2 protein-coding genes are annotated in these 4,574 nt (G+C 71.4%); one reads left to right on the top strand and one right to left on the bottom strand.

Features of this window, described 5'->3' with window-relative positions:
• Positions 1-28: 28 nt before the first annotated feature.
• On the bottom strand, positions 29-1,558 hold the full coding sequence (locus tag ABZ260_RS47150) for a helix-turn-helix domain-containing protein (RefSeq protein ID WP_355631435.1): 1,530 nt from the start codon (positions 1,556-1,558) through the stop codon (positions 29-31).
• A gap of 388 nt (positions 1,559-1,946) precedes the next feature.
• Between ABZ260_RS47150 and ABZ260_RS47145 the strand changes: the two genes are divergently transcribed.
• Positions 1,947-4,439 carry a glycoside hydrolase family 3 N-terminal domain-containing protein gene (locus ABZ260_RS47145; RefSeq protein ID WP_355631432.1) on the top strand — a complete coding sequence of 831 codons (2,493 nt, stop codon included), beginning with the start codon at positions 1,947-1,949 and terminating at the stop codon, positions 4,437-4,439.
• Positions 4,440-4,574 lie beyond the last annotated feature (135 nt).

Genomic DNA, 4,574 nt, shown 5'->3' with positions numbered 1-4,574 from the left:
GGCACCGGCCGGCCGGTGCCTCGCGGGGCTAGGCCCGGCCGACGGCCAGCGCGATGATCATCGCCAGCCGCTTCTCCGGTAGTTCGAGCTGGAGGTTCGTGATCTCGGCCATCTTCCGCAGCCGGTAACGGACGGTGTTCGGGTGGACACTGAGGCGGCCGGCGGCGACGGCCAGATCGCCCTGAGCCTCCAGCCACGCGCGCAACGTCGCGATGTACTGGGTGCCGTGCTCGGAGTCATGCCGGGTCAGCTCGGCGACCGGCCCGCGGGCGGGGGTACGCCCCGCCGAGGCGGCGGACCGGAGGCGTTGCAGCAGGATCTCGTCCCACGCCTCGTCGTAGACGACCGCCGGGGCGCCGGCGGGCCGCACCGCCCGGAGGGCGAGGCTCTCGTCGGCCTCCTGCCTGCTCGCGGCCAGCTGGGTGGGCCCCGCCGGGCCGCCGACACCGGCGAGCACGGTGACCCGCCGCGGCAGCACGTTCGCGATCGCGGTGAGCCAGTCCAGGGCGGGCGTGGCGTCGTTGTCGCAGGGCAGCACCGTGTACAGGGTGTTGCCGAACAGTGCGCTCCGTCCCGGCCGCGACCAGCCAAAACCGGTGGTCGCGCGTTCGAAGGCCAGCAGGATCGCGGCATGCCGCTCCTCGGCGATGTGCGCCTGGAGCGCGATCACCCGGAACCGCTCCCGGGGCAGGCCGAGCCTGCTGATCACCGCGGCCGCGTCGGCGGTTCCCTCCAGCAGCTGGATGACGAGATCGGACTCCACCTGACGCTCCAGGTCCGCGCTGACCCGGGAACGCAGCAGGTGCAGCGCGACCGCCCGCGCCCCGTCCTCCAGGATGGTCCGGCGGGTGTCGGACAGCGGGCTCTCGCACTCGACCCAGATCGATCCCAGCAGCTCGCGCCCCGCCCGCACCGCGACCACCATGCGGCCTCTGAGGCCGTGTGCCGGTGAGGGGTCGACGAACAGCGGCTCGTCGGAGGTCGCCAGATGGGCGAAGACGCCCTCCCGCTCGAACAGCCGGCGCATGGCGTCCGGCACCCGCCTGCCCAGGATCGTCTCCAGCCGTGCCGGATCGGCGGTCTGCTGCGAGCCGGAGTAGGCCAGGACCCGCGACATCTGGTCCTCGATCGTCACCGCGTAGCCGAGTTCGGTCGCGAGCGTGTCCGCGAAGGCCAGCAGATCGTTCGGCCCCCGCCCGGCCTGGCTGCCTTCGAGCACCAGGCCGTACACCACGCCGAGGAGCTGGCTCCAGGACACCGCCGGTTCGACGAGCAGCACGGCGATCCCACCGGCACGAGCCTGTTCCAGCGCGCTCTCGTCGAGGGGAGGGTTCCCGTGCACCAGCACCGTGACGGCCCGTGCCGCCTGTGCCAGGCGTACGGCGTCGGACGCCGACTCCACGCCCACCGCCAGGAACACGTCACCGGTCGCGGGGCGGGTGTCGGTCGGATCATGCACCACCACGCTGCGCAGCTCGACGTCCCGCGACGCCGGAGCGCAGCACAGCCGGGCCCCGTAGCCACCGAGAACGTTCACCAACCGGTCCAGCTTCAACATCTACGCGACCTCTGCGTGCCCTCTGTGTGCCCTCTGCGCTGCCCGCCTGCCGGCGGGTTTGCGGCATGAACACCGTTCTAGCAGATCAGCGGTACGGCGATCCGCCGGGAACCGCCGAGGACCTGTGCCGCCTGGACCGAGGTGAAATTTTCACCGGGCGGTGGGTGGGCCGGGGCGAGTCCGTCCAGGTAGCCCGGTGAATGTCGGGACGGCAGGCCGGTGAGGAGGTGGAGTTCCCTTGGCCCCCGGGAAGCCGCATTCTATGGTGCGAGATGTGGGAGCGCTCCCACAATGGCCTGTGCAAGCCGTGCCGCCGGTTCGTCGGCCATCGCGCCGCCCTGCACCGTCCGACCCGCTTTTCCGGAAGAACTCCCCGAAGGGGCCTGATGTGCGCACCTCCCTCCTGACCGACCGGCCGGGCCGGCCGGGCCGCCGTCTCCGCGTCGGGCTCGCCGCGCTGCTGCTGGCGGCCGGGATATCCGTCCCGGCGACGGCGACGGCGACGGCGGCCGTGAATCCCTACCAGGATCCCGGCCTGCCGGTGGCGACCAGGGTCGCCGACCTCCTCTCGCGGATGACGCTGGATGAGAAGATCGGCCAGATGACCCAGGCGGAACGCGGCTCGGTCGGCAACTCCGACGTCACCACCTACCGGCTCGGCTCGGTGCTGTCCGGCGGCGGTTCGGCGCCCTCGCCCAACAACGCCACCTCCTGGGCGAACATGTACGACGGCTACCAGAACGCCGCCCTCGCGACGCCGCTGGGCATCCCCATGATCTACGGCGTGGACGCGGTGCACGGCCACAACAACGTGGTCGGCGCGACGATCTTCCCGCACAACATCGGGCTCGGCGCCACCCGGGATCCCGCCCTGGTGCAGCAGATCGGCCGGGCGGTCGCCGAGGAGGTCACCGGGACGGGCGTCGACTGGAACTTCGCCCCCTGCGTGTGCGTGGCGCGCAACGACCGGTGGGGCCGCACCTACGAGTCCTTCGGGGAACTGCCGGAGATCCCTTCGTCGATGACGAGCTTCATCACGGGCACGCAGGGCGCGGCGCTGAACGGGCCGGCCTCGGTGCTGGCCACCGCCAAGCACTATGTCGGCGACGGAGGTACCGTGAACGGCGTCGACCAGGGCGACACGCAGCTGACCGAGACCGAGCTGCGGGCGGTCCACCTGCCGCCGTTCAGGGCCGCGGTGGACCGCGGGGTGGGTTCGGTGATGGTCTCGTTCAGCAGCTGGAACGGCAGCAGGCTGCACGGGAACCAGTATCTGGTCACCTCGGTGCTCAAGGGCGAGCTGGGCTTCACCGGCTTCGTCGTCTCCGACTGGAACGGCGTCGACCAGATCGACGGCGCCCTCGGGCTCTCCGCCGTCGACGTGCGAACCGCGATCAACGCCGGCATCGACATGGTGATGGAGCCCGAGGCCTGGCGGCAGTTCATCGACCTGCTCCGCGCCGAGGTGCAGGCGGGGCGGGTGCCGCTGTCCCGCATCGACGACGCCACGAGGCGCATCCTGACCAAGAAGTTCGAGCTGGGACTCTTCGAGAAGCCACTGGCCGACCGGACCTACACCTCGACCGTGGGCAGCGGCGCGCATCGCGCCCTGGCCCGCCAGGCGGTGGCGAGGTCGCAGGTGGTGCTGAAGAACGGCGGGAACGTCCTGCCGCTGGCCACCGGCGGCGGCAAGATCTTCGTCGCGGGCAGGAGCGCCGACAACATCGGCTACCAGAGCGGCGGCTGGACGATCTCCTGGCAGGGCTCGTCGGGGAACATCACTCCCGGCACCACCATCCTGCAGGGGATCCGCAACACCGTCGGATCCTCCACGACGGTGACCTACAACCAGACCGGCAGCGGCATCGACTCCTCCTACCGGGCGGCGATCGCGGTGGTGGGCGAGACCCCGTACGCGGAAGGTCAGGGAGACCGCACCGGAGCCATGGGGCTGGACAGCGCGGACCTGAACACCATCAACACGCTGCGCGCCTCCGGTGTGCCGGTGATCGTGGTCCTGGTCTCCGGACGCCCGCTGGACATCTCCTCCCAGCTCTCCGGGTGGAACGCGCTGGTGGCCTCCTGGCTGCCCGGCACCGAGGGGCAGGGCGTCGCCGACGTGCTCTTCGGCCTCACCCAGCCCACCGGCAGGCTCCCGGTGACCTGGATGAACGGCGCCGGCCAGCAGCCGATCAACGACGGGGACGGCAAGACCCCGCTCTTCCCTTACGGCTACGGGCTGACCTACGAGTCAGCCGCGGACACCAGCCCGCCGACGGCGCCGGGCACCCCGACGGTGTCGAACGTGACCTCGTCGTCGGTGAACCTGTCGTGGACGGCGTCCGGCGACAACGTCGGCGTGACGGGCTACGACGTGGTGCGGGTGCAGGGCACGACCGAGACCACGGTGGCGACGCCGACGACCAACTCGGCAGCCGTCACCGGGCTGTCGGCGAGCACCGCCTACACGTTCGCGGTGTACGCGCGTGACGCGGCGGGCAACCGCTCGGCCCGCTCGGCCGCGGTGACCGCGACCACGGGCGGCGGTGGCGGTGAGGGCGGCACCTGCAAGGTCACCTACACGGTCAACGACTGGGGAGGTGGCTTCAGCGCAAACCTGACCATCGCCAACACCGGCACCTCGGCCGTCAACGGCTGGACGCTGCGGTTCACCTTCCCCGGCGACCAGAAGGTCACCCTGCCCGCCTGGTCGGCGACCTGGTCGCAGTCGGGCGCCGCCGTCGCCGCGACGAACCTGTCGTGGAACGCGAGCATCGCGCCCGGCGCCTCGACCGGCATCGGGTTCAACGGCACCTACACCGGCGCCAACCCCAGGCCGACCGAGTTCACCCTGAACGGCACACCCTGCACGGTGGGCTGACCCGCACCTCACCGCGGCCGACCGGCGGATCCACGCAGCCGAATGCGTGGCGCCCCGCTCCCTGCGTTCGATTCTTCTCCCGCTGATCGCCGCCGTCGCCCTCCTCGCCGTACCCGCCGCGAACGTGATGGACAG

Source organism: Streptosporangium sp. NPDC006013, from assembly GCF_040614275.1.
Classification (GTDB): domain Bacteria; phylum Actinomycetota; class Actinomycetes; order Streptosporangiales; family Streptosporangiaceae; genus Streptosporangium.
This window is presented reverse-complemented; position numbering and strand designations above follow the sequence as displayed.